Consider the following 22,599-nt stretch of genomic DNA (forward strand, 5'->3'; position numbering starts at 1 on the left):
CGATGAGCGATCCCCGACGTGTCGTCCACCCGGCGCCGGCCGGCCTGCCCGATGCCACCTCGCTGGGCGACCGCCCGCGCGCGGTGGTGGTCGGCGGCGGGATCGCCGGGCTGACCGCCGCGACCGGACTGGCCGAGCGCGGCGTGTCCGTGGACGTCGTCGAGCGCGAACCGTACCTGGGTGGCCGGGTCGGCGGGTGGACCGACGACGTCGACGGTGTGGGCGCGGCGGCGATGAACCGCGGGTTCCACGCCTTCTTCCGCCAGTACTACAACCTGCGCACCCTGCTGCGCCGCGTCGATCCACACCTGTCGATGCTCACCGCGGTGGAGGACTATCCGCTCATCGACGGTCAGGGCCGCCGGGACACCTTCCGCGGTCTGCCGCAGACCCCGCCGTTCAACGCGGTCGCGTTCGCCTTGCGCAGTCCCACCTTCCGGCTGCGGGATCTGGCCCGGCTCAACGCGCGGGCGGCCGCGCCGCTGGCGACGGTGTCGGTGCCCGACATCTATGACCGGCTCGACCACACCGATGCCGATACGTTCCTGCGCGACATCAACTTTCCGGAGGCCGCCCGACATCTGGCGTTCGAGGTCTTCTCGCGCAGCTTCTTCGCCCAGCCGCCGGACCTGTCGGCGGCGGAACTGGCGACGATGTTCCACATCTACTTCCTCGGTTCCAGCGAAGGGCTGGTGTTCGACGTCGCGAACGACAACTTCGACGTCGCGCTGTGGGAGCCGTTGCGGCGGTACCTCGAGGGCCTCGGCGTGCGGTTCCACACCGGGGTGTCGGTGACGTCGGTGGAACCGGGCTTCACGGTGCACTGCGATTCGGGGCAGGCGCTGTCCGCCGACGGCGTGGTGCTGGCCACCGATGTCCCCGGATTGCGCCAGATCATAGGTGCCTCAGGAGAACTCGGCGACGAGCCGTGGCGCGCGACCGTCGACGGACTCGGCACCGCACCGCCGTTCCTGGTGCACCGCATCTGGCTGGACCGTCCGGTGGCGGCCGACCGGCCCGCGTTCCTGGGCACCGGGGGCCTGACGCCACTCGACAACGTCAGCGTGCTCGAGCGTTACGAACGCCAGGCCGCCGACTGGGCGCACCTCACCGGAGGCTCTGTCGTGGAACTGCATTCGTACGCGGTGACCGACGCTGGCGACGAGTTGCCGCGGCGGCTGCTGGCCCGGTTGCACGGGATCTTCCCCGAGACCGCGGACGCGAACATCGTCGGCGAGCGGCTCCTGCTGCGCGGTGACTGTCCGCGGTTCGCCCCCGGCGACTTCGCCGTCCGGCCCGCCGTGGACACCCCCGTCGACGGTATGGCGCTGGCCGGAGACGGGATCCGCATCGACCTGCCGGTGGCGCTGATGGAACGTGCCGCGACGACCGGCTGGGCGGCCGCCAACCGCCTGCTCGCCCACTTCGGCGTCGCCGGGCACGCCCTGACGACCGTGCCGACCACCGGGCGATCCGCAACGCTGCGGCGACTCGCCCGGCGAGGAAGGCAATTGCAGTCATGAACGTGTTCGCCGGCGTCAAGAGCAAGTGGGCGAAACTGACACCGTTCCAGGTGCTTCCGCGCATCGACTGGGCGGAGCAGAAGCCCACTTACCAGGACGCGCAGCCGGCGCTGATCAATGGCGCGCTCAGCCGTGCGCAGTCCCGCCCGAGCGGCAACTGGTTCCCGTTCGCGGGCAGTGACAGCATCCGGCGCAAACCGCTGGGCACCTCGGTCGCCGGCGTCGAGCTCGTCGCGTGGCGGGGTACCGGCGGCGAACTGCACGTCGGCCCGGCGAGCTGCCCGCATCTGGGCGCCGACCTGTCCACCGGGACGATCGACTGCGGCACGCTGATCTGTCCGTGGCACGGGTTGCGGCTCTCCGGGGAGCGGCGGGAGTTCGGGTGGAAACCGTTGCCCGCCTACGACGACGGGGTGCTGACCTGGGTCCGTCTCGACCGCGTCGGTGGCGAAGAACCGACGGAGCGCCCGATCGTCCCGGTACGTCCGGACGGGCCTGTCCTGTCGGCGGTGACCCGGTTGGTCGGCGTCTGCGAACCCGCCGACGTGATCGCCAACCGGCTCGATCCGTGGCACGGCGGATGGTTCCACCCGTACTCGTTCACCCGGTTGGAGGTACTCAGCGCGCCCGCGGCGGGTGACGTACCCGAGGAAGAGGACCGTTTCCTCGTCGCGGTGACGTTCCGGATCGGCCGGCTGGGGGTGCCGGTGGTGGCGGAGTTCGTCGCGCCCGAACCGCGCACGATCGTCATGCGGATCGTCGACGGGGAGGGTGCGGGCAGCGTGGTGGAAACCCACGCGACACCGGTGGGCCCTGGCCCCGACGGGCGGCCGCGCACGGCGGTGATCGAAGCCGTTGTCGCGCACTCGGATCGGCCCCGCTTCGGCTATGGGCAGAAGGTGGCGCCGTTGATCACCCCGCTGATGCGCCACGCGGCGACCCGGCTGTGGCGCGACGATCTGGCGTACGCGGAACGGTTGTACGCGGTCCGCACCCGCTGACCCGTCTCCGCGTGTGCGCCAGGCCGCTTACGGCAGCGACGTGTCGGCCCGGGTCCGGGTCTCGGTGAAGCCCGCGGCACTGCGTATCCGGGCGAAGGCGCGGACCATCGCGTCGGTCGCCTCGTGAGTGTCCGCGAGCGTCGAGCCGTCGGTGAGCACCGAGATGTTCAGCTGGTCGACATAGCTCCACACGGTGACGTTCATGGCGCTGCCCGCGGCCAGGGGCCCCACCGAGTAGATCTCGCTCACCACCGCCCCGGCGACGCAGCCTCGGCGTCGAGGTCCGGGCACGTTCGAGACGATCACGTTGAACAGCTGATTGGGCGCCTTGCGCCGGGAGGTCCAGCCGAAGACCGTGCGCAGGGCCGTGGGGGGCACATACTCCAGCGAGCGCCCGACCGTGCCGGGGCCGAGGAGGTCGTGGTTCTCCTTGGCGATCCCGGCCGCAACAGCGGTCAGTCGAACCTGCTCGAGAGGGTCGTCGATGTGCACCGGCAGTGACACCAGCATGGTGCTCAGAGCGTTGCCGGTGATCCGGTCCCTCGAGGTGTCCGTGGCGACCGGCACCGAGGCGATGATGGGTTCGTCGGGGTGGCCGTCGTAGGTCAGCAGCAGATCGCGCAGCCCGCCCGCCGCCGTCGCCAACACCAGATCGTTGATCGTGACGCCGAGATGCCTACTCGTCTCCTTGGCCTCGGCCAGCGACAAGGTAGCGCTCGCGAAGCTGCGGGCCGGTGAGAGCTTGTGGTTCAAGAACGTCGGCGGCGGGTGGAACTGGCGAGCCAGGTCGGGGTGCCCGTGGCGCTGCCGGGACCGTCGCCGCACCCGGTAGATCCCGACGGCGCCGTCCCTGACGACGTCGGGCAGCTTTGTCAGCGTGCGCGCATGGTCGCGGACCGCACCGCGGATCAGCTCCACCGCCGACGGCCGGGCACCCGTGATGTCCCGTCCGCCGGCGCCGGGCATGAGATCGACCCATTCCATGGCGCGCGCCATCAGATTCGCCGAGGCCACACCGTCGGCGAGCGCGTGATGAACCTTCCCGATGACCGCGATCCGACGGTTCGCGAGCCCCTCGGCGTAGTAGAGCTGCCACAGCGGACGTGTGCGATCCAGGGCGGTGCCCGCGATTTCACCGATGAGTTGGTCGAGTTCGCGCCGTCCACCCGGAGCGGCCACCCGAACCCGCCGCACGTGGTAGCCGAGGTCGACGTCGGCGTTCTCGCGCCACATCGGGCGGTGCAGACGCAGCGGGATGCCGACCAGTTCGTAGCGCATGGGCTCCAGGAGATGCATCCTGCTGCGCAGGGTCTCGCAGAAGACCTCGAAGCCCGGCTCTCCCTCGAACTCCGAGGTGTCGACAACGGCCACCTTCAACGTGTGCTGGTGCACGTTGGGCGTTTCGCTGTTCAACAGCAAGGCATCCCACCCGCTGAGCCGTTTCACGATGCTGCGGCGGAGAGCACGCGGTCGTGCACCGAACTGATCGCCTCGCTCAGCGCCGGCACGAACCGGTCGGACTGCAACGTGCAGCTGGCATGGCCCGCATCGACCGGCACCACCTGTGCATCAGGTATCTGACCGGCCAGCCACCGCTGGCGCCCGGTCCCGAAGGCATGGTCACGCAGTGTGATCACCACCGACGTCGGCACGTCGATCTCCCCTACCCACGGCCGCGAGTCGAACCGCGTGATCTCGGCGACGGCACGGGTGATCGCACCGGGGCTGGTGGCGCGGAACTGACCGAGCAACCACTGCGGTACCCCGAATACGCCATCGGCCGCCGAGGAGACCGGCGTGAGCGACGGCCCCCGCAGCGGCGGGCTGAACGCGTCGATGAAGGCCGCAAAGATGCCGGTGGCCAGGCGCTCGTAGCTCGCGCGGGAGACGGCCGCGGCCGCGGCGCACAGCACGAGCCCGTCGACACGTTCCCGGTGACGCCGCCACACCAACTGGGCGATCAGCGAGCCCATCGAGTAGCCGACCGGCACGAACGTGCGGATACCGAGGGCGTCAGCCAGCGCGACGACGTCGTCGGCGCAGTCTTCGAGGAGGAACCGGGGCGAGCTGATGCCGTGCCCGTGACAGCGTTGGTCGAACACCACCACCCGGCCGAACTGCTTGACCACGTCCAGCGCCGGATACCAGGTCATCAGCCCGGTGCAGGCCACCGAGTGCAGCAGGAGATACGTCGGTCCGTCCTGCGGCCCGTAATCGATCACATACGTGCTGCCGCGGCCGGGCAGATCGACGGTCCGTCCGGGAGGGATCTCACCGACGGCGGCCAGCGCCGGGATACCGGGAAGTCTCGGCATGGTCAGCCCCCATCGGCGCCGATGGTCGTCGCGTCGTCATTACAGCACGCGGATCAAGACCAAAACCAGGTTTCCCGGGTGCGTGCGGATCAGCCGACCGTGACGTCGGCTTTGTCCGGATAGAACGCGACATGCCCGGCGATGTCGGCGACCGCCGGATAGGGCTGGCCGTAGGTCCAGATCACGTCCTCGACGGTCTGATCGGCGGCGTTGACATGGTAATAGGCGGCGTCGCCCTTGTACGGACAGTAGGTGGTGGTGTCACTGCAGACCAGCGCCGACTCGGCGACATCACGCATCGGGATGTACTGCACCGCAGGGTAGTCCGCCTCCTGCAGGGTGAGCGCGTCGTCGGTCTCGGCGATTACGGTGCCGTTCACCTCCACCGTGACGTGCCGTCCGGTGGGCGTGACGGTGATGGGGTGTTCCGCGGTGGGTTCGAGGACGGGGCGTCCGGCCATGAGTGATCTCCTGACGTTGAGTCGCTTCAACTTGCTCAACAAGGTGCCCACCGCCGTTCTTCCGATCACTACGATCACACGTCATGACGAACCCCGACGCCGCCTCGGCGCAGGCCACGGTCGACATCGCCGCCGACCCGGACGCGGTGTACCGCCTCATCACCGATCTTCCCACCCTCGCCGAACTCGCCGAGGAGACTTCGGCGATGCAGTGGAAGAAGGGCGACGCCGCCCGGCCCGGTGCGGTGTTCGTCGGCCGCAACCGCAACGGATCACGGTCGTGGAACACCACCTGCACCGTCACCGACGCCGCGCCGGGTCGCGCGTTCGCCTTCGACGTGCGCAAATTCGCGATCCCGGTGTCGCACTGGCGCTACGAGATCGCGCCGACCGCGACGGGCTGCCGGGTCACCGAGAGCACTTGGGACCGCAGGCCGGGATGGTTCCGGAAACCAGGCGCCTGGGCGACCGGCGTCAGTGACCGAGCCACCGCCAACGTCGAGAACATCGCCACGACGCTGCGACGGCTGAAGGCCCGCGCCGAGCGCTGACATGCTTTCAGGGGCGGCCGGTGATCCGGTTGGCGAGCTTGGCGATCGCACGTCGCAGATCTGCGGCAGAAGTCGGTGTGTCTGAAATCGCTCACCCGAAAGTTGGCCGAAAAGGACTCGTTGCGGAACCATTGAAACATGTCCGTAACAATCGCACAGCAAACGGCGCCGGCCCGATGAGCCTGTCCGTGCGAGCACGGTGCACCCGGCGTCGTCTCGCGGGCGGCCCGCTCGTGCGGCTCGTCGACCGGGTGGAGGCGGGCGCAGCGCTGACAGCCGCCGCCCTGCTGATTGTGGCGGGCTTTTTCGCTGTGCAGGTTTCGACGTCAGTCCGCGCCGATCAAACGCACGCCGCCGAAATGGACGCGGCGAACCGGCATCCCATCGAGGCCGTCGCCCTCGAACGGAGCCAAGTGAAACCCCAACGGCCCATCACGACGTTCACGGTGCCGGTGCAGTGGTTCGCGAACGGCGTCACACGGGACAGGACTGTCGAGATTCAGCACCCGGTCAAAGCCGGTGACCGCGTCAGCCTCTGGATCGACGATCAGGGCAACGCCGTCTCGGCCCCGAGGAGCGAAGCGGACGCTCGGGCGAGTGGACTCGGCGCCGGTCTGGGGTTCTGGTTGCTGAGCCTCTGCGTGGTCGCCACCGCATTGCTCGTGCTCCGGCGGGCGTTGAACCGAGTGCGGTATCGCGCCTGGGACCGCGGTCTCCTACTTCTCGTCGGCAAGGGGGGCGGCTCGACCGCTTACAGTCCGTGAGAACACCGCGCACGTGAACACACGAAACGAGGGGCACCCGAACGGGTGCCCCTCGTCGATGGTGTGAGTGTCAGCGGACGGTCACGTAGACGACGCGGTCGTCGTTGTCGTAGCGCACCGAAACGATGCTGGACTGGTCGAGCGGCTTGACCATGCCCTGGTGGTTGACCCGCACGGCGTAACCGCGGTCATCCAGCGAGCTGATCGCGTCCTGGGCATTGCCCGGCCCGGCCGGCGCGGCCTGCGCGGGGGCGGCGAAGGCCAGGAACCCGGTGGCCAGTCCGCTGGCGACGATGGTGGCGAATCCGAACTTGTTCATTTCCCTACCTCTTTCTCGTCTTCGGTCTGGAGCGTTTTCCTGGCCGGTCTGATGGTTCAAACCAGCAGCTCAGGGCCATGATTCCGGCTGGCAGTGATTGACCGGCGCATGGCAGGATATTTTCGTTGTCACCACTGCTGCCATCCCTCATCAATGTCAGACCCCGGGCGCATGCTGGCGGCAACGACGACGAAAGGTGCAGCCATGTGCTGGCATTGCGATCACCCGGAGGCCACTCGGAACGACTACCTCGACGTGGTGTACGACAAGATCCTGAGGAACGGTTGGGCAGTCCAGTACGTCGAGAGCGAGCGCAGACCGTTCGCCTACACCGTCGGCCTGCACGAGTGCGGGCTCCCCGAACTCCTCATCACCGCCGTGGACCCCAAGCGCGCGCTGCTCGTGTTGAACACCGTGGCGGATTACTGCATCGCGCACGACGGCCCGGTCCTGGCGGGAGACACCATGTCGCTGCCCGATCAGCTGCTGGAGTTCGTCGAGGTGTCCCAACCCGACGCACACATGGGGATTGCCATCGGCATCTACGGTCGCGATGTGCGCGCGCTGCAGTTGGTATGGGCGGACGCGAACTACGAGTGGCCGTGGTCGGCACGGTTCAACCCCGGAGGAGTGCGTCAACCGGTATTCGGGAAGCGGGAGACTCGTTGCCCGCTCCACCGGTCAGAACCGAAGGCGGTCAACTGAATACGAAAGAGGGGCACCCCGGGCCGGGTGCCCCTCTCGCGACGGGTCAGCGGACGCTGACGTAGACGACGCGGTCGTCGTTGTCGTAGCGCACCGAAACGATGCTGGACTGGTCGAGCGGCTTGACCATGCCCTGGTGGTTGACCCGCACGGCGTAACCGCGGTCATCCAACGAGCTGATCGCGTCCTGGGCGTTTCCGGGCCCGGCCGGCGCGGCCTGCGCGGGGGCGGCGAAGGCCAGGAACCCGGTGGCCAGTCCGCTGGCGACGATGGTGGCGAATCCGAACTTGTTCATTTCCCTACCTCTTTCTCGTCTTCGGTCTGGAGGTTTTCCTGGCCGGTCTGATGGTTCAAACCAGCAGCTCAGGGCCATGATTCCGGCTGGCAGTGATTGACCGACAGATGGCAGGATCACGACCTTCGCCGCAAGGCTGCCAGCGCGAAGTCCGAGTCGGGGAGAGACATCGTCAAGCCTTCGGCGAGGATCAGGGTCGGGCGTCGACCTCGCTTCGGGCGCTTGCAAGGACGGCACTCAGTACGCCGGGAAATCGCGCCTCCAGGTCGGCGTCCCGCAGTGCACTCATGATCGACGTCCCCTGGTATCTCTGCTCGATTACACCCGCCTCTCGCAGCACTCGAAAGTGGTGCGTACCGGTTGATTTGGTGACCGGTAGTTCGAAGGCCGCGCACGGCTGATCACCGTCGTCATCGGCTAGGCGGCAGACAATCTTGCGCCGAATCGGATCGGCAAGCGCCGACAGCACCGCGTCCAACCTGATCTCGTCCACAGCTGGATGGTGCAGCATCCGCATGAGATCAACCTTCCGTAGCCCGAGCGTTAATACGAATGGTACCGTACTAACACTCTTAGTACGGCATTCGTCGTACTAGTGACTCTGAGGGAGTGACGATTCTTGTGCCCACAATCCATCAGTCGCAGGATGTGCCTGCGTTGTTCAGACCCATCACGCTGCGGGGCCTCACCGTGCCGAACAGGGTGTGGATGTCACCGATGTGCACCTACTCCGCGGAGTCGGGCGAACGGGCCGGCACGCCAACGGACTGCCATCTCGTGCACTACGCGTCACGCGCTGCTGGAGGCGTTGGGTTGGTGATGGTTGAAGCGACCGCGGTAAGGAGTGATGGTCGCATTTCGCCGTGGGATTTGGGTCTTTGGGCCGATGCGCAGACGCCGGACTTCAAGCGACTGGCGAAGGCAATCTCCGCTGCGGGCGCAGTGCCGGCGATTCAGCTTGCACACGCCGGCCGCAAGGGCTCACTGGAGCGTCCGTGGCGTGGTGGCGGTCCCCTGGCGGTGAGCAATGGAGGTTGGCCGACGGTGGGGCCAAGCGCCATTGCGTTTCCCGGTTACCCTCGCCCCACAGCCGCAGATCGATCGGAGATGGCGAATCTCGTGGCATCATTTGCATCTGCGGCGCGACGCGCACTCGAAGCCGGCTTCGAAGTGGTCGAGGTCAATGCAGCACACGGGTATCTGCTGCAGTCCTTTCTATCGCCGATCTCCAATCGGCGCACCGATGAGTTCGGTGGGAGCTTGGTGAACAGAGCGCGCTTCGTCCTCGAAGTGCTCGATGCGGTACGCGCCATCTGGCCGCAACATATGCCGGTGTTCCTGCGAATTTCGACAACCGACTGGATCGCCGAAGACCCTGCCGATAGCCGCGAGGGATGGACTGTCGCGGACTCGATTCAGCTAGCGCTTTGGGCGCGCGAGCACGGGGTGGACCTCCTGGACGGGTCCTCGGGTGGTGTTGAGCCGAAACCAATTCCATCGGCGCGTGACTACCAAACGGCACTCGCTGCGCGAATCCGGTCGGAGGCATCAGTCGCCATCGCCGCGGTGGGCCGCATCACGGAGGCAACCTGGGCCGACGAACTCGTGCGCACGGGTCAAGCGGATGCGGTCTTCATAGGCCGTGCCCTGCTGAGAGATGCTTCGTGGCCAAACAATGCAGCAGCTCAGCTTGGAGTTCCTCCGCGTTTCGTCGAGCAGTATGCATATGCGCTGTGAGCGCAGGAACCTGTGAAGCACCGTGTCCCAACGTCCTGAGCGGTCAGTGCGAATGGGGCACTCGGAGGCTTCGTATAGCAGGGTAGCCCAGCACGGAATTCGGCGCGTCGGCGTCGAGCGCCTTGCCATACAGGGTCGCCCACATCGTCTCGGGTGCGCCGCGCAGGTCGACGCGGGTCACGGGACTGTCCGCAGATAGAGGAACTCCGAAACGTTCGCCACCGCAAGGAGATAGCGCACCGGCGGGATCTTGGGCATATCGGAGCGGCTCGGGTCCACGTAGAGCTGCGGGTCGGTCAGCGCATAGCGCCGTCGCCGCGTGATGACTTCACACCCGCCGGCGGCGATCACGTTCTTCACCCAGTCCGCATCCGAACCGTAGGTGAGCGCGAAAACGAATCCGTCGCGACGGCGGAAGAGGTTGATCGGCGTCCGGAACTCCCGGCCGGATGTGCGCCCGCGGTGGACGACCATGCCGAAGCCCGGCAGCCACGGTGCGAGGTACTTGACCACCCGGTTGAGGCCGACCCGATTCGCCCGGGCGAGCCACCTGGGAGCCGGCATCGCAGACCTCCCGCTACCTCTGAGTCCTACTCGCCTGCTTGGCGTTTCGCAGCTCCACCCAGAACCGGGCGGCCTCGGCGATCGACTCCTCGACCGGCCGCGGCTGCCACCCCAGTTCCCGCACAGCCTTGCTGTGGTCGAGCGGGGCCTCGGCGCGCATCAGCCGCAGCGATTCCAGCGACAGCCGTTCGTCGGTGCCCCTCAGCCGTGACTTGGCACTGCCCAGCGCGGCGAGCGCATACGACACCGGGAGCGGTATCGACCGTGCTGGTGGCGCCACCCCGGCGGCCTCCGCCGCGATGCGCGCGACGTCGGCGTTGCTGATCATCTTCTCCGAGATCAGGTACCGCTCACCGACACGGCCCTTCTCGGCGGCCAGGATGAGCGCGCGGGCCGCGTCGTCGACACCGACCGCCTCGAGTTCGATACCGCCCATCACGAAGGGCAGCTTGCCCAACGCAGCGCCGGCGATGACCGCTCCGTGCGGGGTCCGGCCCCAGTCACCGCTGCCGTAGGTGGTCGACACGCACATGGCCACCCCGGGCAGCCCGCGCTCGCGGGCGTACCGCAGCACCAGTTCCTCACCCTGCACCCGCGACCGCACATAGGGCGTGACACCCCGCGTGCCGATCACGTCGCCCTCGCTGGCCCGCCGGCCGCGACGACGGCCGACGGTGACATAGCTGCTGGTGAACACGAAGCGGCGCAACGGGATTCCGACGGCCACGTCCAGCACGTTTCGGGTGCCTTCGACGTTGGTGCGAAACAGCGGGGCGGCGTCGCGCAGCCACCCGCGGGCGTCGACCACGCAGTAGTACACGTCGTCGCACCCGGTCATCGCCTCACGCAACGTGTCGTCGTCCCAGATGTCGCCCTGGTACCGCCGCACGGCCAGGTCGTCGATGCCGACCGTCTTGGCACCTGCGCGCACCATCGCCCGCACGTCGTGGCCGTCGGCGACGAGTTGGCGGGTGACGTGGGAGCCGAGGAAACCGTTGGCCCCGATGACCAGCGCGGTGCTCATGGGCGACCTCCGCCGTACTGCTGCATCCAGGCCGCCGCCTCGTCGGTGAGCGTGCCGAGCTCGGCCGCCTTGCGGCACCACTTCACCGTCGCCGAGACGAACCGCAGCGGGTTGTAGACGTCCTCCTGACGGGACCACTGACCGTCCCCGGCGTAGGTCACGATGGAGATGTTGGTGGCGCTGACGATCGTGCCGTCACCCGGATCGCGCATCGGGTTGTCGAGTTCGCAGATGACCCGCCCGGTGGCCTCGTCGGCGACCGACCACCGCGAGGGGAACGAGGTCATGTAGCTGCCGGGGAAGGTGGTCATCGTCTTCCAGATCCAGGACCGGACCTCTTCCCGGCCGCGCATGGTGCCCGCGGCGTGTTCGACGTATACGACGTCGGAGCTGTACTGCTCGACCCAGGGATCCCAGTCGCGGGTCTGGGCGGCCTGGGCGACCGTCTCCTCGAACGTCGCGAACGCCGCTGTCAGCTCGGCATTGGTGAACCCGGTGGGGGCGGTGTTCGTCACACCAGAACTGAAACACGTTCTAGCTGGTTTTGTCGAGGGTGCAGCACCGCCGAGCAGGGATTATCGTGGCGCGGCCTACGGTTGTAGGGGGTGCACCCGAGGAGGTCATGTGGCACAGGATCATTTGAAGAACATGCGCCATCAAGAGGACACGCGCTACAACAGGAATCCCGCCGCGGTGGACGCGCTGTCCCCCGAGCAGTACCACGTCACGCAGCGCAACGGCACAGAGCGCCCGTTCACCGGTGAGTATTGGGACAACCACGAGCCGGGCATCTACGTCGACGTCGTCTCCGGTGAGCCGTTGTTCGCCTCGGTCGACAAGTTCGAGAGCGGCAGCGGCTGGCCGAGCTTCACCAAACCGCTCGACGCGACGAACGTGAAGGAGAAGCGCGACGTCAGCCATCTGATGGTCCGCACCGAGGTGCGTTCGGCGCACGGCGACAGCCATCTCGGCCACGTCTTCACCGACGGACCCCGCGCGCAGGGCGGGCTGCGGTACTGCATCAACTCCGCAGCACTGCGGTTCGTTCACCTCGACGAGCTCGAGGCGCAAGGATATGGCGAGTACGCGACGCTGTTCGAGACCACCAAGGAGGAATCGCGATGACCGAACTCAAGAAGGCCGTCCTCGCGGGCGGCTGTTTCTGGGGGATGCAGGATCTGATCCGCAAGCAACCGGGAGTGGTGTCGACGCGCGTCGGCTACACCGGCGGGCAGAACGCCAACCCCACCTACCGCAACCACCCCGGCCACGCCGAAGCGATAGAGATCACCTACGACCCGGCGCAGACCGACTACCGGGCGCTGCTCGAGTTCTTCTTCCAGATCCACGATCCGACGACGAAGGACCGCCAGGGCAACGACGTCGGCACCAGCTACCGCTCGGCGATCTTCTACACCGACGACGAGCAGAAGAGCGTCGCGCTCGACACGATCGCCGACGTCGACGCGTCGGGGCTGTGGCCGGGCAAGGTGGTCACCGAGGTGACGCCGGCGAGCGAGTTCTGGGAGGCCGAACCCGAGCACCAGGACTACCTGGAACGCATGCCGTGGGGTTACACCTGCCACTTCCCGCGGGCGGGCTGGAAGCTGCCCAAGCGGGCCGACGCGAAAGCCTGATCAGGCCAGCGGCTGGGGCCGGCGGCGCAGGGTGACCTGCCCGCCGGCCTTCGGCGTATAGGCGACCCCGCGGGAGTGCACCTTCTCCCCCGCCGCCGTGGTGGTCTCGATGTCGAAGTGGCGCAACACCGTCCGCAGGACGACGTCCATCTCGACGTTGGCGAACACCGCGCCGATGCAGCGACGGGTGCCGCCGCCGAACGGGACGTGGGCGGTGGGCGACGGGCGGGAGCCCACGAACCGCTCGGGTGAGAACCGCTCCGAATCGGCGTAATCCTCGGCCTGCTCGTGGATCTCGGCCAGCGCCACCACGACCGAGTACCCGCGCGGGATCACCCAGTCGCCGAGTTCGAAGGCCGGCGTGTAGACGTGGCGGCCGGCGAAGTCGATGACCGTGCGGTTGCGCTGCACTTCGTAGATCGTCGCCTGGCGGTATTCGTTGTCGCCCGTCGCCGCTTCGGCGACCAGCTTGGCCAGGACGTCGGGGTGGCGGCTGATCCGCTCGAACGCCCAGCCGAGCGTGGACGCCGTGGTCTCGTGTCCGGCTGCGAGCAGGGTGAGTAGTTCGTCGGCGATCTCGTTGCGCGACATCGCCGTACCGTCTTCATACGTACTACGCAGCAGCAGCGCCAGGACGTCGTCGCGTTCGTCGAACCGCGGGTCGGCGAGGACTTCGTCGATGAGCCGGTCGATCGTCTCGTCGTAGCGCCTGCGGTAGTCGGCGAGCCGGCCCCACGGCGTCCAGCGACCGAAGGTCCGCGGCGGGCTGGGGATCACCGCGAGCCGCGATCCCAGCGTCACCCACGGCGGGATGATGCTGCGCAGTTCGTCGAGTTTCTCCCCGTCCGCGCCGAACACCGCCCGCAGGATCGCGTTGAGGGTGATTCGCATCATCGGCTCCAGCGTCGAAAATGGCTGACCCTGCGGCCAATTGGCCGATTCGCGCAGCGTCTCCTCTTCGAAGACCCGCTCGTAGTTCTTGACGCTCTTACCGTGCAGCGGAGGGGTGAGCAGACGGCGGCGCCGCTTGTGCTCGGCGCCGTCGAGCGCGAACACCGACCCGGGGCCCAGGATGCGGCTGAGGTTGGGCTGGATGTTTCCGACGGCGTCGGTGGGCGCCATGAACAGCTGCTTGGCCAACTGCGGATCGGCGACGATCACCGTGCGGCCGAACATCGGGACGTTGATGCAGAAGGCCGGACCGTGCCGGCGCGCCAACGCGGCGATCAGTTGGCGGCGGGCGAACACGTACGCGATGCCCTGGACCGGCATCGGTAGCCGCAAGGCGGGTGGTAGGTGGGCCGCACGGGCACTCGAGGTGGGGACTTCGGCAACGGTCGCTTCGCTCATGGCACTCCCAGCCGGTTGTTGGTACTGCGCGGTACCGGAAACTTGTGGGGTACGGTACCGCCTGGTACCACGTGATGCAAGGGTGGCTGGAGGTGACATGACGACGGCGACGGCGGCGGTATCGGACCCCACGACGCAGACAGATCCGTTCCGCGGCAGGCTGCTCGACGGTATGGCGGCCTCGATCGCCGAACGTGGTTACCGCGACACCACTGTCGCCGACATCGTCCGGCACGCGCACACCTCGAAGCGCACCTTCTACGCCCGCTTCGGCACCAAGGAGGACTGCTTCGTCGAACTCCTGCGCGCCAACAACGAGGCGTTGATCGCCGGCATCCGCGCGGCCGTCGACCCGCACGCCGACGGGGATGCGCAGATCCGGCAGGCGGTCGCCGCCTACGTCGGGCACATCGCGGCGCGACCGGCGATCACGCTCAGCTGGATCCGGGAGCTCCCCGCGCTAGGCGCGCAGGCGACACCACTGCACCGTTGGGCGATCGACCGCCTGACCGACATGCTGGTCGATCTCTCCGGCAACCCCGGCTTCCGCCGCGCGGGAAGGGCCCCGTTGAGCAGGCCGCTGGCCGTTGTGCTGCTCGGCGGGTTGCGGGAGCTGACCGCGCTGTTCGTCGAGGACGGCAGTGACGTGCAGGGGCTCCTCGAACCGGCGGTCGCCGCGTCGACGGCGCTGCTCGGCGGTTAACGCAGCAGCAGACGCGCCGAGCGTTCCAACCGCTGCGTCATGTCGTCGTAGGACGAGTAGCCCATCCCCGCCCACACCAGCGCACCGACGTAGAGCAGTTCGAGGGCCTCGATCGCGTCGAAGTCGACCGGCGCCCCCAGCGCGTTCACCAACCGGTCGCGCACATCGCGGCCGATGCGCTGCCGCAGCACCTCCACGTCGGGCTCCTTACCGAGCAGGGCGTTGGTGACCGCGCCCGCGAACTCCGGCTCGTCGGCCACCAGCAGCGCGATGTCCCGCAGCACCTCGACGACCCGGGTGGCCGGGTCGTCCGACTCGTGGGCGGCCGGAGGCGCCGCGGACAGGCGGCGCCAGAACACCTCGGCGACGAGATGCTCTTTGGACGAGAAGTAGGTGTAGGCGGTCGCCGCTCCGACACCGGCTTCCGCGGCGACGCGCCGTACGGTCAGACCGGCGAAGCCGTCACGGTTGAGGATGTCGACCGCGGCGCGCCCCAGCCGGTCGACGGTGTCGGCCTGTTTCGCGGTCAGACGGCGCCGAGTCGACTCCAGGGTCGGATCGGACACATGTCCGGACGCTACTACAACGCCGCATGGCCAGCAACGGCTAAGTTGGGTAGCCATGAGCCTCACCGACACTGATCTCCCACCGCGCGCCGCGCGGCTGTTCGCGCTCGCCGACGAGGCCATCGGCTTCATGCCCGCCGACGAGGGCCGCACGCTCTACGACATCGCGGTGCGCTACCTCGGCGACGGTGTCGGCGTCGAAATCGGTACCTACTGCGGGAAGTCCACGCTGATGCTCGGCGCGGCCGCGCAGGAGACCGGTGGCGTGGTGTACACGGTCGACCACCATCACGGCTCCGAGGAGCACCAGCCGGGCTGGGAGTACCACGACACCACCATGGTCGATCCCGTCACCGGACGGTTCGACACGTTGCCGACCATGCGGCACACGCTCGACGCCGCCGATCTCGACGACCACGTCGTCGCGGTGGTCGGACGCTCACCGGTGGTGGCGCGGGGATGGCGAACCCCGTTGCGGCTGTTGTTCATCGACGGCGGCCACACCGAGGAGGCCGCCCAGCGTGATTTCGACGGCTGGGCCAGGTGGGTGGAGCCGGGCGGCGCGCTGATCATCCACGACGTGTTCCCGAATCCCGACGACGGCGGACAGGCGCCGTTCCACATCTACCGCCGCGCGCTGGACACCGGCGTGTTCCGTGAGGTCGGCGCGATGGGCTCGATGCGGGTGCTGGAACGCACTGCTGGACAACCCGGTTCGCTGCAGTGACGGGGCCTAGCGGTCGCTGACCGCGCAGGCGCAGTCGAATTCGTCCTCGAGGCCGCGCGGCAGGTCGGCGGCGCGGAAGATCCCACTGCCGGGCGTTGCGGCGGTCAGCGCATCGGCGGCCAGGATGACGGCGGCGCCGGTCCACGTGGTCCGCTCCTCGGGCCAGCGCTTCCCGTCGGCGAACACCAGTCCGGTCCAATAGGATCCGTCGTCCTCACGCAGGTGGTGCATGGCGGCGAACTGCTGGTGTGCGCGTGCCGAATCACCGATCGCGTCGAGCGCCATCACCAGTTCGCACGTCTCGGCACCGGTGACCCACGGGCGGTCGTCGACGCACCGGATGCCCAGGCCCGGCACCACGAAATCGTCCCAGCGGTCGTCGATCCGGGCATGGGCGGCCGGGCCGCGCAGTGCACCGCACAGCACCGGGTAGTACCACTCCATCGCATGCCGGTCCTTGGCCACGAACGACCCCGGATGCGCCACGATGGCGTGTCCGAGCCGGCCGACCGCCACCTCCCACTCGGGCTGCGGCTCACCGATGTGGTCGGCGAGCGCGAGCGCGCACCGGATCGCGTGGTGGATGCTGGCGCAGCCGGTCAGCAGGGCCTCCGGAATCGGGCCGGCTGCGCTTAGCGCCCAGGAGATCTCGCCGTTGGGACGCTGCAGGCCCAACACGAAGTCGATCGCCTTGGCGACAACGGGCCACATCGTTTCGGCGAATGTGCGGTCGCCGGTGATCAGCACGTGGTGCCAGACACCCGCGGCGATGTAGGCACAGAAATTGCTGTCGCTGTTGGCGTCCTCGATCACGCCGTTGCGGAACTGGATCGGCCATGAACCGTCCGGCCGCTGGGTCGTACGGCACCATTCGTAGGCCGCGCGCGCCGGTTCGATCAGGCCGGCGACGGTCAGCGCCATCGCCGACTCGACGTGGTCCCACGGGTCGGTGTGCCCGCCGGTGAACCACGGGATGGCCCCTGAGGACTCCTGCTCTGCGGCAATCGATTCGGCGGTCTGCCGGCACTGCTCCGGGGTGAACACGCCGGGAATTCCGGGCAGGCCAGCGGCGGGCATCCGCTACCGCGCCGGCTTCTCGAAGTAGAGCGCGACGCTCTTCCCGATCAGGGGATTGAGCAGTTCCTCCCCGCGCCGGGTGAGCCAGGGCGCCGACATCATGTCCCAGACCAGCAGCTTGTGGTACGCCGCGACGGCGGGGTGGTCGTTCTTCGACGTGCCCACCGCGCATTTGAGCCACCAGAACGGCGAGTGCAGGGCGTGGGCGTGGGCGGTGTGGATGAGCCTGAGCCCGTGTGCGGTCACCTTGTCGCGCAGTTCGTCGGCCTTGTAGATCCGGATGTGGCCGCCCTCGTTGGCGTGGTACTCGTCGGACAACAACCAGCAGATCCGCTCCGGCAGCCAGCGCGGGACCGTGATGGCCAGCGCGCCACCGGGTTTGAGTACCCGCACCAATTCGGCGATGGCCTGCTCGTCCTGGGGCACGTGTTCGAGGATCTCCGAGGCGATCACGAAGTCGAAGGTGCCGTCGGCATACGGCAGGGCGAGCGCATCACCCTTGACCACTTCGGCTTTCGCCGACGCCGGCACCTCACCCTGGGCCTTCATCGCCTGCAGGATCTCGTCGACGTCGTTGAGGTCCTGCGCGTTCTGGTCGAAGCCAACCACGTCGGCTCCGCGCCGGTAGGCCTCGAAGGTGTGCCGGCCCGCACCGCAGCCGACGTCGATCACCTTCGAACCCGGCCCGATTCCCAGACGGTCGAAGTCAACGGTCAGCATATGGCCCTCTTGTACACCGAAACAGTCTGTGCGGCAACGGATTCCCAGCTGAAAACGTCGAGCGCTCTGCGACGGCCCGCGGCGCCGAGGCGATGGCGCTGCGCGGGTGAGTCGAGCAGTTCGCCGAGCGCACCGGTGAGTTCGTCGACATCGCCGGGCCGGACCAGGCGGGCACATTCGCCGTCGGCGCCCACCACCTCGGGCAGAGCGCCGGCCCGGCTGGCCACGATCGGTGTTCCGCTGGCCATCGCCTCCACCGCCGGTAGTGAGAAGCCCTCGTAGAGCGAAGGAATGCAGGCGACCTCGGCCGAGGCGAGCAGCGCGGCGAGTTCCTCGTCGGACAGGCCGCTGGAACTGTGCACGATGTCGGAGATCCCGAGTTCGGCGATCAGCTTCTCCGTCGGCCCGTTGGGCTCCAGCTTGGAGACCAGCTGGACGTCGAGATTGCGCTCGACCCGCAAGCGGGCGACGGCGTGCAGCAGGTGGCTGATGCCCTTGAGCGGGACGTCGGCGCTGGCGATCGCGATGATCCGGCCGCTCACCCGGTGGTCGGCGGGCCGGAACAGTTCGGTGTCCACGCCCAGCGGCACCACGTGCAGTTGCTCGGGTGAGACCCCGAAGTCGTCGGCGATGTCGGTGGCCGACGAGGAGGAGACGGTGAGCAGTTCGGGGATCTGGCGCGCGACCTGCTTCTGCATCTCGGCGAAGCCGTACCAGCGGCGCACCAGGGGTTTGCGCCACCAGGAGGCGGCCGCCACGTCGACGACCTTGTCCCGGGTGATCGGATGGTGGACGGTGGCCACCACGGGCAGCCCCAGGCCCGCGATCTCCAGCAGCCCGGTGCCCAGGCTCTGATTGTCGTGGACGACGTCGAAGTCACCGAGCCGCTCGGCCAGGAGCCGCGCGACCCGCATGGTGAAGGTCTTGGGCTCGGGGAATCCGGCGGTCCACGTCGTCAGTAGCTCGAGCAGGTCGATCCGGTCGCGGATCTCACTGGGCCGCGGCACCCGGAACGGATCGGGTTCGCGGTAGAGGTCGAGGCTGGGCACCTTGGTCAGGCGGACCCGCGGATCGAGCCCCTCGGGGTAGGGCTGGCCTGAGAACACCTCGACGTCGTGACCGAGATCGGCGAGTCCGCGGGCGAGATGCCGGACGTAGACACCCTGGCCTCCGCAGTGCGTTTTGCTGCGGTACGACAACAACGCGATGCGCATGGTCAGATGAGTCCGAGGCCGGTGGGCCGGGCCGCGCTGGACCGGTCGAATCGTGTCACGCAGAGACTCCGAACCTTCTGGACATGTGTCCAGACTATAGTTTGACGTGCTACGCGACGCAACGCGTCCGCTTGTGCCTGACTATCACAGCGACGTGGTGGTGTCTTGCCCAGCGGACTGCCCCGCCCGCGGAGGTGGGAAGCCGCCGGTGGCCACCGGCCCCCACCGCGTCGGGACGAGGCGCAACAGACACTTGCCCTGGTCGGCCATGGCCTGCCGGTACTCGGCCCAGTCCGGGTGTTCACCGGCGATCGCCCGGTAGTAGTCGACCAGTGCGTCGACCGCCTCGGGCAGATCCACCACCTCCGCCTCACCGTCGACCTGTACGTAGGGTCCGTTGAAGTCGTCGGAGAGCACCGTCACGCTCGCCCGCCCGGCCCTGCGGATGTGGGCCGCCTTCGCGCGCTGGGGATAGCTGGCGATCACGATCCGGCCCTCGTCGTCCACCCCGCCGGTCACCGGAGAACTCTGCACCGATCCGTCGGCGCGGTAGGTGGTGAGCACCATCTTGTGCCGGGGCCGTACGAAGTCGAGCAACTCGGCGCGTCCGACACTGTCCGCGGTCGCGTATTTCGGAGACATGCACGCCACAGTAACGACGATCAATGTCGGACCCCCGCGCTAGCTTGTCGAACATGAGTTCGACACGAGAGCAGATCATGGATGCGATGGATGCCGTCGAGACGTTGTCCGCCCGCCTCACCGCACTGCCGGTGACCGGGATGAGCCGCACCGACACCCAGGCGGCGCTGGTCCGGCTGGGCCGGCTCAGGGAGCAGGTGCAGGACGTGGAACGCCGGATGACCGGGCGGCTCGTCGCCACGGGCACCCCGTCGCAGTTCGGCGCGCGGACGTGGGACGAGGTGCTCGCCCAGCGCCTGCGCATATCCCCCGGTGACGCGCGGCGCCGCATCGCCGAGGCGGTCAGCGGGGATCCGTCTGCCGCTTGAGCACCCACGCGGGCACCCAGTGGGTGACCGCTTTCCGCCGGGCGCCGTAGGCGATGTCGTAGGTGACCAGGCCCCACCAGTAGCCCTGTTCACACATGCCCCAGCAGGTCAGGCGCCCTTCGACGACGGCGTGCATCTGCAGTCCCGCCGGGTTGTAGCCGCCGTGACGGTGCGGCTCCCGGGGAAAGAGCACCCCGAGGTCGACCAGCACCGCGGCAGGCGGGTCGACGCGACGGAATGCCGGCGGCACCGGCTGCCCGTTATAGCCGATCGACTGCAACTCGCCCACTGTTCGATCATACGTTCGAAGTCCCGGTTCGGCGGCGCCGGCCTCCACGCTGGGCGGCCCCATGGTTGCCGGCTCAGATCACGAAATATCCACCAGACGAAGCTGCCTTATCCGGCTCAACCGAAAGATTCTGCCAACCGTCAACCAATTACCGCCACCGGAATTAAATCGTTGACCTGCAGGTTTACCAGTTCAGACGGGAACGGAGAACATCCGGTCCAGTCAGCAGAAAACGTTCGAACCGCGACGAATCCACACCAGGGGCCACGGCTCGCACACACACCAGAGGGACAGAAAGAAGTAGGACATGAACAAGTTCGGATTCGCCACCATCGTCGCCAGCGGACTGGCCACCGGGTTCCTCGCGTTCGCCGCCCCCGCCCAGGCCGCGCCGGCCGGGCCCGGAAACGCCCAGGACGCGATCAGCTCGCTGGATGACCGCGGCTACGCCGTGCGGGTCAACCACCAGGGCATGGTCAAGCCGCTCGACCAGTCCAGCATCGTCTCGGTCCGCTACGACAACGACGACCGCGTCGTCTACGTCACCGTCCGCTGACGCCCGACCACCGCGAGGGGCACCCACATCGGGTGCCCCTCGCTCGCGTTCGGAGGGCCGATCCGTGGTTTCGGGCCGCGCATCAGCGGTTATCCGAACGCTCGATGAGCTTCGACCTCACCCCGACGATCGCGCAGCACGACCTCGCGCGACGCACCCACGAGTTCGCCGAGCAGTGCATCCGCCCGGTGGCGTTGGAGTACGACCAGCGTCAGGAGTTCCCATGGCCCGTTCTCGAGGAAGCGGCGCAGCGGGGGTTCTACAGCCCGCTGTTCTACCGCGACCTGATCGGCGACCCGACCGGGCTCTCGCTGCCGATGTTCATGGAGGAGATGTTCTGGGGCTGCGCAGGCATCGGGCTGGCGATCGTCATGCCCGCGCTCGCCCTCTCGGCGATCGGACAGGCCGCCTCACCCGAACAGATGCTCCAGTGGGCACCCGAGTGCTTCGGCACCCCCGGTGACCTCAAACTCGCCGCGCTGGCAATCTCCGAACCCGAGGGCGGCAGCGATGTCCGCAACCTGCGCACCACCGCCCGCCGGGACGGTGACGACTGGGTGATCGACGGCCACAAGATGTGGATCGGCAACGGCGGCATCGCCAACGTCCACGTCGTCAACGCCGTCGTCGACCAGGAACTGGGCCACAAAGGCCAGGCGCTGTTCATCGTCCCCGGTGGCACCCCGGGTCTGGAACTGGTGCGCAAGCTCGACAAGATGGGCTGCCGCGCCTCGCACACCGCCGAGCTGAGGTTCAACGGCGTCCGCATCCCGGGTGACCACCTCCTCGGCGGCGACGAGAAGCTCGAACACAAACTCGCCAAAGCCCGCGAGGCGGTAGAGGGCGCCCGCAAGTCCGGTTCGGCCGCGCTGGGCACCTTCGAGCAAACCCGGCCCATGGTCGCCGCCCAGGCACTCGGAATAGCAAGGGCCGCACTGGAATACATGACCGAATACGCCAACCGCCGCGAGGCGTTCGGCGCGCCGATCATCGACAACCAGGGCATCTCGTTCCCCATCGCCGACATCGCCACCCAGATCGACGCCGCCCGCCTGCTGACCTGGCGCGCCTCGTGGATGGCCGCCACCGGGGTGCCGTTCGACCGCGGCGAGGGGTCGATGTCGAAGCTCGCGGCCAGCGAGGTCGCGGTCAAGGCGACCGAGCGGGCGATTCAGACACTCGGCGGGTGGGGCTACATCACCGACCACCCGGTCGAGAAGTGGTATCGCGACGCGAAGCTCTACACGATCTTCGAGGGCACCAGCGAGATCCAGCGCATGGTCATCTCGCGCGCCCTGGGCGCCGCGGACGGCGCCCCGCCGCTGCACGTCGACCTCGAACCCACCGGCGGACCGCTCAACCGGTACTTCGGCCGGGGCACCCCGCTGCGCGGCCGCGCCGCCGACCGGGCGCTGTCCGCCAAGGACCGGGTGCCCGAGTCCGTCATGCGGGTGGCGATGAAAGTGCTCAAACCGCCGCGTAAGTGATCGG

General features: G+C 68.1%; 29 protein-coding genes and 1 pseudogene. 13 read left to right on the forward strand and 17 right to left on the reverse strand.

What is annotated here, in order from left to right:
- Positions 1-2: 2 nt before the first annotated feature.
- On the forward strand, positions 3-1,523 hold the full coding sequence (locus tag I7X18_RS26565; protein WP_193045774.1) for an FAD-dependent oxidoreductase: 1,521 nt from the start codon (positions 3-5) through the stop codon (positions 1,521-1,523).
- Positions 1,520-2,524, forward strand: a complete 1,005-nt coding sequence (locus I7X18_RS26570) for a Rieske (2Fe-2S) protein (RefSeq protein ID WP_193045773.1) — start codon at positions 1,520-1,522, stop codon at positions 2,522-2,524. Before I7X18_RS26565 ends, I7X18_RS26570 begins: the two co-directional genes overlap by 4 nt.
- A 27-nt stretch (positions 2,525-2,551) precedes the next feature.
- On the opposite strand, the gene I7X18_RS26575 is transcribed toward I7X18_RS26570, so the two are convergent.
- From I7X18_RS26575 to I7X18_RS26585, 3 genes are all read right to left on the reverse strand, one after another.
- Positions 2,552-3,970 (reverse strand): WS/DGAT/MGAT family O-acyltransferase, encoded by a 1,419-nt coding sequence (locus I7X18_RS26575; protein ID WP_193045772.1) that lies wholly within the window; start codon positions 3,968-3,970, stop codon positions 2,552-2,554.
- Complete coding sequence (locus tag I7X18_RS26580) at positions 3,967-4,839, reverse strand: alpha/beta fold hydrolase (RefSeq protein WP_193045771.1); 873 nt, start codon at positions 4,837-4,839, stop codon at positions 3,967-3,969. Before I7X18_RS26580 ends, I7X18_RS26575 begins: the two co-directional genes overlap by 4 nt.
- A gap of 89 nt (positions 4,840-4,928) precedes the next feature.
- Positions 4,929-5,300, reverse strand: a complete 372-nt coding sequence (locus I7X18_RS26585) for a DUF427 domain-containing protein (RefSeq protein WP_193045770.1) — start codon at positions 5,298-5,300, stop codon at positions 4,929-4,931.
- 83 nt (positions 5,301-5,383) lie between these two features.
- Here I7X18_RS26585 and I7X18_RS26590 point away from each other — a divergent pair, with 83 nt between their 5' ends.
- The gene (locus I7X18_RS26590) at positions 5,384-5,851 is read left to right on the forward strand and encodes an SRPBCC family protein (RefSeq protein ID WP_193045769.1); all 468 of its coding nucleotides are present in this window, start codon (positions 5,384-5,386) and stop codon (positions 5,849-5,851) included.
- A 176-nt stretch (positions 5,852-6,027) separates the two neighbouring features.
- A complete protein-coding gene (locus tag I7X18_RS26595; RefSeq protein WP_455429783.1) occupies positions 6,028-6,615 on the forward strand; it encodes an Rv1733c family protein in 588 nt (195 codons plus the stop codon).
- 70 nt (positions 6,616-6,685) lie between these two features.
- Here the strand turns inward: I7X18_RS26595 and I7X18_RS26600 are convergent, their stop codons facing one another.
- On the reverse strand, positions 6,686-6,934 hold the full coding sequence (locus tag I7X18_RS26600; RefSeq protein ID WP_193045751.1) for a hypothetical protein: 249 nt from the start codon (positions 6,932-6,934) through the stop codon (positions 6,686-6,688).
- 153 nt (positions 6,935-7,087) lie between these two features.
- Here I7X18_RS26600 and I7X18_RS26605 point away from each other — a divergent pair, with 153 nt between their 5' ends.
- Complete coding sequence (locus tag I7X18_RS26605; protein ID WP_307789460.1) at positions 7,088-7,639, forward strand: DUF4262 domain-containing protein; 552 nt, start codon at positions 7,088-7,090, stop codon at positions 7,637-7,639.
- 46 nt (positions 7,640-7,685) lie between these two features.
- On the opposite strand, the gene I7X18_RS26610 is transcribed toward I7X18_RS26605, so the two are convergent.
- Both I7X18_RS26610 and I7X18_RS26615 read right to left on the reverse strand, forming a co-directional pair.
- Complete coding sequence (locus I7X18_RS26610) at positions 7,686-7,934, reverse strand: hypothetical protein (RefSeq protein ID WP_193045767.1); 249 nt, start codon at positions 7,932-7,934, stop codon at positions 7,686-7,688.
- A 190-nt stretch (positions 7,935-8,124) separates the two neighbouring features.
- Positions 8,125-8,451: an ArsR/SmtB family transcription factor gene (locus I7X18_RS26615; RefSeq protein ID WP_193045766.1), complete on the reverse strand. Its 327-nt coding sequence runs from the start codon at positions 8,449-8,451 to the stop codon at positions 8,125-8,127.
- A 131-nt stretch (positions 8,452-8,582) separates the two neighbouring features.
- On the opposite strand from I7X18_RS26615, the gene I7X18_RS26620 reads away from it, so the two are divergent.
- Positions 8,583-9,671, forward strand: coding sequence for an NADH:flavin oxidoreductase/NADH oxidase (locus I7X18_RS26620; protein WP_193045927.1), 1,089 nt, complete (start codon positions 8,583-8,585; stop codon positions 9,669-9,671).
- Between the two features lie 88 nt (positions 9,672-9,759).
- On the opposite strand, the pseudogene I7X18_RS30180 reads toward I7X18_RS26620, so the two are convergent.
- The 4 genes and pseudogenes from I7X18_RS30180 to I7X18_RS26635 all read right to left on the reverse strand — a co-directional run.
- Positions 9,760-9,852: pseudogene (locus I7X18_RS30180) on the reverse strand (class I SAM-dependent methyltransferase); the annotation flags it as partial.
- Positions 9,849-10,235 (reverse strand): PNPOx family protein, encoded by a 387-nt coding sequence (locus tag I7X18_RS26625; RefSeq protein ID WP_193045765.1) that lies wholly within the window; start codon positions 10,233-10,235, stop codon positions 9,849-9,851. The gene I7X18_RS26625 and the pseudogene I7X18_RS30180, both read right to left, overlap by 4 nt.
- A 13-nt stretch (positions 10,236-10,248) precedes the next feature.
- Positions 10,249-11,259, reverse strand: coding sequence for an NAD-dependent epimerase/dehydratase family protein (locus I7X18_RS26630; RefSeq protein WP_193045764.1), 1,011 nt, complete (start codon positions 11,257-11,259; stop codon positions 10,249-10,251).
- A complete protein-coding gene (locus I7X18_RS26635) occupies positions 11,256-11,774 on the reverse strand; it encodes a nuclear transport factor 2 family protein (RefSeq protein WP_193045763.1) in 519 nt (172 codons plus the stop codon). Before I7X18_RS26635 ends, I7X18_RS26630 begins: the two co-directional genes overlap by 4 nt.
- Before the next feature lie 133 nt (positions 11,775-11,907).
- Between I7X18_RS26635 and msrB the strand changes: the two genes are divergently transcribed.
- Together msrB and msrA are read left to right on the forward strand one after the other, a co-directional pair.
- Positions 11,908-12,384 carry a peptide-methionine (R)-S-oxide reductase MsrB gene (gene msrB / locus I7X18_RS26640; RefSeq protein ID WP_193045926.1) on the forward strand — a complete coding sequence of 159 codons (477 nt, stop codon included), beginning with the start codon at positions 11,908-11,910 and terminating at the stop codon, positions 12,382-12,384.
- Entirely contained in the window at positions 12,381-12,896 is a 516-nt protein-coding gene (gene msrA, locus I7X18_RS26645) for a peptide-methionine (S)-S-oxide reductase MsrA (protein WP_193045762.1), read from the forward strand. Before msrB ends, msrA begins: the two co-directional genes overlap by 4 nt.
- Here msrA and I7X18_RS26650 read toward each other — a convergent pair whose 3' ends face one another.
- Positions 12,897-14,246 (reverse strand): cytochrome P450, encoded by a 1,350-nt coding sequence (locus I7X18_RS26650; RefSeq protein ID WP_193045761.1) that lies wholly within the window; start codon positions 14,244-14,246, stop codon positions 12,897-12,899.
- Between the two features lie 97 nt (positions 14,247-14,343).
- On the opposite strand from I7X18_RS26650, the gene I7X18_RS26655 reads away from it, so the two are divergent.
- The gene (locus tag I7X18_RS26655; RefSeq protein ID WP_193045760.1) at positions 14,344-14,949 is read left to right on the forward strand and encodes a TetR/AcrR family transcriptional regulator; all 606 of its coding nucleotides are present in this window, start codon (positions 14,344-14,346) and stop codon (positions 14,947-14,949) included.
- Here I7X18_RS26655 and I7X18_RS26660 read toward each other — a convergent pair.
- Positions 14,946-15,515, reverse strand: coding sequence for a TetR/AcrR family transcriptional regulator (locus I7X18_RS26660; protein WP_193045759.1), 570 nt, complete (start codon positions 15,513-15,515; stop codon positions 14,946-14,948). The two genes, I7X18_RS26655 and I7X18_RS26660, sit on opposite strands and share 4 nt — an antisense overlap.
- Positions 15,516-15,570: 55 nt before the next feature.
- Here I7X18_RS26660 and I7X18_RS26665 point away from each other — a divergent pair, with 55 nt between their 5' ends.
- Positions 15,571-16,242: a class I SAM-dependent methyltransferase gene (locus I7X18_RS26665; RefSeq protein ID WP_193045758.1), complete on the forward strand. Its 672-nt coding sequence runs from the start codon at positions 15,571-15,573 to the stop codon at positions 16,240-16,242.
- A 6-nt stretch (positions 16,243-16,248) separates the two neighbouring features.
- Here I7X18_RS26665 and I7X18_RS26670 read toward each other — a convergent pair whose 3' ends face one another.
- The 4 genes from I7X18_RS26670 to I7X18_RS26685 form a co-directional block, all read right to left on the reverse strand.
- Entirely contained in the window at positions 16,249-17,319 is a 1,071-nt protein-coding gene (locus tag I7X18_RS26670) for an MMP endo-(1,4)-3-O-methyl-alpha-D-mannosidase (RefSeq protein WP_193045757.1), read from the reverse strand.
- 3 nt (positions 17,320-17,322) lie between these two features.
- Complete coding sequence (locus tag I7X18_RS26675) at positions 17,323-18,039, reverse strand: class I SAM-dependent methyltransferase (protein ID WP_193045756.1); 717 nt, start codon at positions 18,037-18,039, stop codon at positions 17,323-17,325.
- The gene (locus tag I7X18_RS26680; protein ID WP_193045755.1) at positions 18,033-19,253 is read right to left on the reverse strand and encodes an MMP alpha-(1->4)-mannosyltransferase; all 1,221 of its coding nucleotides are present in this window, start codon (positions 19,251-19,253) and stop codon (positions 18,033-18,035) included. Before I7X18_RS26680 ends, I7X18_RS26675 begins: the two co-directional genes overlap by 7 nt.
- 144 nt (positions 19,254-19,397) lie before the next feature.
- Complete coding sequence (locus I7X18_RS26685) at positions 19,398-19,895, reverse strand: PPOX class F420-dependent oxidoreductase (RefSeq protein WP_193045754.1); 498 nt, start codon at positions 19,893-19,895, stop codon at positions 19,398-19,400.
- A 53-nt stretch (positions 19,896-19,948) separates the two neighbouring features.
- Here I7X18_RS26685 and I7X18_RS26690 point away from each other — a divergent pair, with 53 nt between their 5' ends.
- Positions 19,949-20,263: a hypothetical protein gene (locus I7X18_RS26690; protein WP_193045753.1), complete on the forward strand. Its 315-nt coding sequence runs from the start codon at positions 19,949-19,951 to the stop codon at positions 20,261-20,263.
- Here the strand turns inward: I7X18_RS26690 and I7X18_RS26695 are convergent.
- Positions 20,238-20,552: a hypothetical protein gene (locus I7X18_RS26695; RefSeq protein WP_193045752.1), complete on the reverse strand. Its 315-nt coding sequence runs from the start codon at positions 20,550-20,552 to the stop codon at positions 20,238-20,240. The two genes, I7X18_RS26690 and I7X18_RS26695, sit on opposite strands and share 26 nt — an antisense overlap.
- Before the next feature lie 307 nt (positions 20,553-20,859).
- On the opposite strand from I7X18_RS26695, the gene I7X18_RS26700 reads away from it, so the two are divergent.
- Together I7X18_RS26700 and I7X18_RS26705 are read left to right on the forward strand one after the other, a co-directional pair.
- Complete coding sequence (locus I7X18_RS26700) at positions 20,860-21,108, forward strand: hypothetical protein (RefSeq protein ID WP_193045751.1); 249 nt, start codon at positions 20,860-20,862, stop codon at positions 21,106-21,108.
- Positions 21,109-21,212: 104 nt separating this feature from the next.
- Complete coding sequence (locus I7X18_RS26705; protein WP_193045750.1) at positions 21,213-22,595, forward strand: acyl-CoA dehydrogenase family protein; 1,383 nt, start codon at positions 21,213-21,215, stop codon at positions 22,593-22,595.
- Positions 22,596-22,599: the final 4 nt, after the last annotated feature.

This window comes from Mycolicibacterium baixiangningiae, from assembly GCF_016313185.1.
In the GTDB taxonomy this organism is placed as follows: Bacteria; Actinomycetota; Actinomycetes; order Mycobacteriales; family Mycobacteriaceae; genus Mycobacterium; species Mycobacterium baixiangningiae.